The organism is Inquilinus limosus MP06, from assembly GCF_000767795.1.
GTDB classification, from domain to species: Bacteria; Pseudomonadota; Alphaproteobacteria; order DSM-16000; family Inquilinaceae; genus Inquilinus; species Inquilinus limosus_E.
In genome coordinates, this window is sequence record NZ_JANX01000547.1 from 1 (window position 1) to 4179 (window position 4179).

General features: G+C 71.9%; 4 protein-coding genes and 1 tRNA gene. 4 read left to right on the forward strand and 1 reads right to left on the reverse strand.

Annotation, left to right across the window (positions count from 1 at the left end):
* The coding region (locus tag P409_RS28020) for a SurA N-terminal domain-containing protein (protein ID WP_034846152.1) at positions 1-1497 on the reverse strand (1497 nt) is incomplete at its 3' end.
* Between the two features lie 187 nt (positions 1498-1684).
* Between P409_RS28020 and tpiA the strand changes: the two genes are divergently transcribed.
* From tpiA to P409_RS28040, 4 genes are all read left to right on the forward strand, one after another.
* Positions 1685-2440, forward strand: coding sequence for a triose-phosphate isomerase (tpiA, locus tag P409_RS28025; protein ID WP_034846154.1), 756 nt, complete (start codon positions 1685-1687; stop codon positions 2438-2440).
* Between the two features lie 86 nt (positions 2441-2526).
* Positions 2527-2603 (forward strand) — tRNA-Pro (locus P409_RS28030).
* A 20-nt stretch (positions 2604-2623) separates the two neighbouring features.
* Positions 2624-3523, forward strand: coding sequence for a 2-dehydro-3-deoxygalactonokinase (locus P409_RS28035; RefSeq protein ID WP_034846156.1), 900 nt, complete (start codon positions 2624-2626; stop codon positions 3521-3523).
* Between the two features lies 1 nt (position 3524).
* Complete coding sequence (locus tag P409_RS28040; protein WP_034846160.1) at positions 3525-4157, forward strand: 2-dehydro-3-deoxy-6-phosphogalactonate aldolase; 633 nt, start codon at positions 3525-3527, stop codon at positions 4155-4157.
* Positions 4158-4179: the final 22 nt, after the last annotated feature.

Consider the following 4179-nt stretch of genomic DNA (forward strand, 5'->3'; position numbering starts at 1 on the left):
GTCCGCGGCCAGCGCAGCGGCCGCATCGGCCTGCTTCTGCTCGGTCCAGGCGGCGGCGACCTCGTCCCGCACCTTGGCCAGCGGCTCGGTCGCCGGCGGGATGATGCTGTCGACCCGGACGATGAACGAGGTGTTGTCGTCGACCGTGCCCATCGGGCTGACGTCGCCCTGCTGCAGCTGGAAGGCGGCCTGCAGCACCTGCGCCTGGCCGGGCAGGGCCGGCAGCGGCTGGCCGCTCTGGGTGGTCCCGTCCTGGGCCACGGCCGGCACCGGGGTGACGGTGAAGCCGAACTCCTGCGCCGCCTTGTCGATCGGCACGTTGTCGGCCAGCGCGTCCTCGAACTTGTTGGCGGCGTCGTACAGCGCATCGGCCGCCTTGCTCTGCTTCAGCTGGGCCTCGATCTCGGCCCGTGCCTCCTCGAAGGGCACGGTGCGGGCCGCCTGAATGCCGGTCAGCACCAGCACGTGCCAGCCGAAGGGCGACTGCACCGGGTCGGTCGCCTGGCCCTGGGCCAGGGCGAAGCCAGGATCGGCCAGGGCCGGAATCGGCATCGCCGACTTGGCGGTGAAGTCGACCGGGATCAGCTTGACCGCGGCGTTGCCGGACTCGTCGACCGCCTGCTGCACCGGCTTGCCGCCGCGCACCGCCGCGGCGATCTGGTCGGCCAGCGCCTTGGACGGCGCGATCACCTGGTCGAAGCGGCGCATCTCCGGCTTCTGGTAGTTCGCCTGGTTCTTGTCGTAGGCGGTGCGGGCCTCGTCCTCCGACACCGTCACCGACTTGGCGAACTCGTCGGTCTTCAGCAGCACGAGGCTCAGCGTCCGGTATTCGGGCGACTGGAACTTGTCGCCATGATCCTTGTGGTAGGCCTCGAGATCCGCCTGGGTCGGCTGCGGCACGCTGGTCTGGTCGGCGTTGCGCAGCGTCACCGTGTCGGCCGTGCGGGTCTCGCGGCGGTACTTGTAGATCGGGTCGATCAGCGCCTGCGGCGGCTCGGCGCCGCTGTACAGCGCCTGCATCACGTTCTGCTGCTGCAGCTGGCCGCGCATGGAGGCGATGTAGCCGGCCTCGTTGGTGCCATTGGCCTGCAGCAGCTGCAGGAAGCGGTCGCGGCTGAACTGGCCGGTGGCCGGGTCCCGGAACGTCGGGTCGTTTCGCACCGCGTCGGCGACCGCGTCATTCGACAGGTTGTAGCCGAGGTCGGCGGCGATCTGGTCGTAGAGGGCGCTGGAGATCATGCTGTCCAGCACCTGCCGCGGCAGGCCGAGCTGCTGGGCGACCGACATCGGGATCCGCTGGCGCTGGGCGATCGTCCGGAACTGCGTGTCGAGCTGCCCCAGGCTGATCGTCACGTCGCCGACCGTGGCCACGGTGTCGGACTGCCCCCGGTTGCGGAAGATGTCGCCGACGCCCCAGATCGCGAAGCTGAGGATCAGGAGGACGAACAGCACCTTGACGACGATGGAACCGGCCTTGTGGCGGAGGATCTGCAGCATGACGACCGTAAAGGAAGGACGAGGCCGCGCCGGTCTCCCGGGCGGTTAGGGCCGCGCATCATAGGTGCGGCCTTCCCGGGCAGCAATGCACAAGGCGTGCCCGTGACGTCGCACTGGAGTCCATATGGCGTCGCCGCGCCCGGGTTGGTACATGAGGGTGACATCGACGACCAGCCGGAGAGAGGTGATGGCGCGCAAGCTGATCGCGGGCAACTGGAAGATGAACCTGCTGCGCCCCGAGGGCACGGCCCTGGCCCGCGACCTCGCCTTGCGGCTGGCCCGCACGGTCGACCCGGCGTTCGACCTGCTGGTCTGCCCGCCGGCCACCATCATCGCGCCGATCGCCGATGCGGTGCAGGGCAGCGGCCTGCTGGTCGGCGGCCAGGACTGCCACAGTGCGCAGGAGGGCGCCCATACCGGCGACGTCTCGGCGCGGATGCTGGCCGATCTCGGCTGCAGCCATGTCATCGTCGGCCATTCCGAGCGCCGCCAGGACCATGGCGAGATCGACCTGGTGGTGGCCGAGAAGGCGGCGGCGGCGCAGGCCGAGGGGTTGGTCGCCATCATCTGCATCGGCGAGACCGAGGCCGAGCGCAACGACGGCCGGGCGCTGCAGGTGTGCAGCCGCCAGATCGCTGGATCGCTGCCGCAGGGCGCGACGGCGGAGAACACGGTGATCGCCTATGAGCCGGTCTGGGCCATCGGCACCGGCCGCACCCCGACCACGGCCGACGTGGCCGAGGTGCACGCCCATATCCGCGCCGCGCTGGGCGCCCGCGTCCCGTCCGAGGCGGCGGGCATCCGCATCCTTTATGGCGGCTCGGTCAAGCCGGGCAACGCGGCGGAGCTGCTGGCGGTGCCGAATGTCGACGGCGCCCTGGTCGGCGGCGCCAGCCTGAAGGCCGATGATTTCTGGGCCATCGCCGAGGCCAGCGCGGGCTGAGGCGCATCGTCGTTGCATAGGGGCGGGTCGGTGGCTATAGTCCCGCCCGCTCGCCGCCCGGCACCAGCCCGGCGGCGGCCCCCGGTCGGAGCGTAGCGCAGCCTGGTAGCGCACTTGCATGGGGTGCAAGGGGTCGCGAGTTCGAATCTCGCCGCTCCGACCATTTTCTTCCGGATCGACATCATGATCGTCGCCCTCGACTGGGGAACCTCCTCGCTCCGCGCCTGGCTGCTCGACGCCGACGGCGCCGTGCGGGACGAGGCCGCGGCCCCGCTCGGTATCCTCAAGGTCCCCGGCGGCGATTTCGACGCCGTGTTCCGGCAGGTCGCCGAAAAGTGGAGCCCGACCGCCGCCATCGCCTCCGGCATGATCGGCAGCCGCCAGGGCTGGGCCGAGGCGCCCTACGCCGACTGCCCGGCCGACGAGGCCGCCCTGGTCAAGGGCCTGATCGAGGTCCCGACCTCCCTCGGCATCTCCTTGCGAATCGTCCCCGGCGTCAGCCGGGTCGACGCCGACGGCATCCCCGACGTGATGCGCGGCGAGGAGGTGCAGATCCTCGGCGACGCGCCGGCGGCCGGCCGCCGCCTCTACGTCCTGCCCGGCACGCACAGCAAATGGGCCCTGGCCGAGGATGGGCGGATCGCCTGGTTCGCCACCTCGATGACCGGCGAGGCCTTCGCCGTCTTAGCAGAGCATAGCATCCTGGGCCGGCTGATGGACGGCCGCGCCTATGACCAGCCGGCCTTCCGCCGCGGCCTTTCGGTCGGCGCCTCGGCCGGGGGCGGCCTGCTGCGGCGGCTGTTCAGCGCCCGCACCCTCGGCCTGTTCGGCGAGCTCGAGCCCAAGGCCGCCGGCTCCTACCTCTCCGGCCTGCTGATCGGGGCCGAGGTGGCCGATGCCCGCGCCACCGTCGCGGCCGCCACCGGTGCCGCGCCGGAGGAGGTCACCATCGTCGGCGGCGCCGAGCTGTCGGCCCGCTATGCCGAAGCCATCGAGGCCGCGGGGCTGACCAGCCGCATCGCCCCGGCCGACACCACGGTCCGGGCGCTGTGGCGCCTGGCCAAGCATGCGGAGCTGGTGTGACATGACCCTGTCCCTGCACGACGCCCTCGCCGGGCTGCCCCTGGTCGCCATCCTGCGCGGCGTGAAGCCGGAGGAGGTCGAGGCCATCGGCGCCGCTTTGGTCGAGGCCGGGTTCCGCTGCATCGAGGTGCCGCTGAACTCGCCCCGGCCCTTCGACAGCATCCGCCGCCTGGCCGACCGCTTCGGCCGAGAGGCGCTGATCGGCGCCGGCACGGTGCTGAAGCGCGAGGACGTGGCCCGCGTCCAGGCCTCGGGGGGCAACCTGATCGTCATGCCGCATGCCGATGTCGAGGTCATCGCCGAGGCGAAGCGCCTCAACCTGGTCTGCGCCCCCGGCGCCGCCACCCCGACCGAGGCCTTCGCGGCGCTGAAGGCCGGCGCCGACGCGGTGAAGATCTTCCCGGCCGAGGCGATCCCGCCGGCGGTGGTGAAGGCCTGGCGTGCCGTGGTGCCCGCTGCGGTGCCGCTGATCGCGGTCGGCGGCATCACGCCGGACCGGATGGCGGCCTATCGCGACGCCGGCACCACCGGCTTCGGCCTCGGCTCCGCCCTCTACAAGCCCGGCATGACCGCGGCCGAGATCGCCGCCACCGCCGCGTCCTTCGCCCAGGCTTGGCTGGCGCTCAAGGGCTGACGGACCGGCTCCCGGCCGCCCC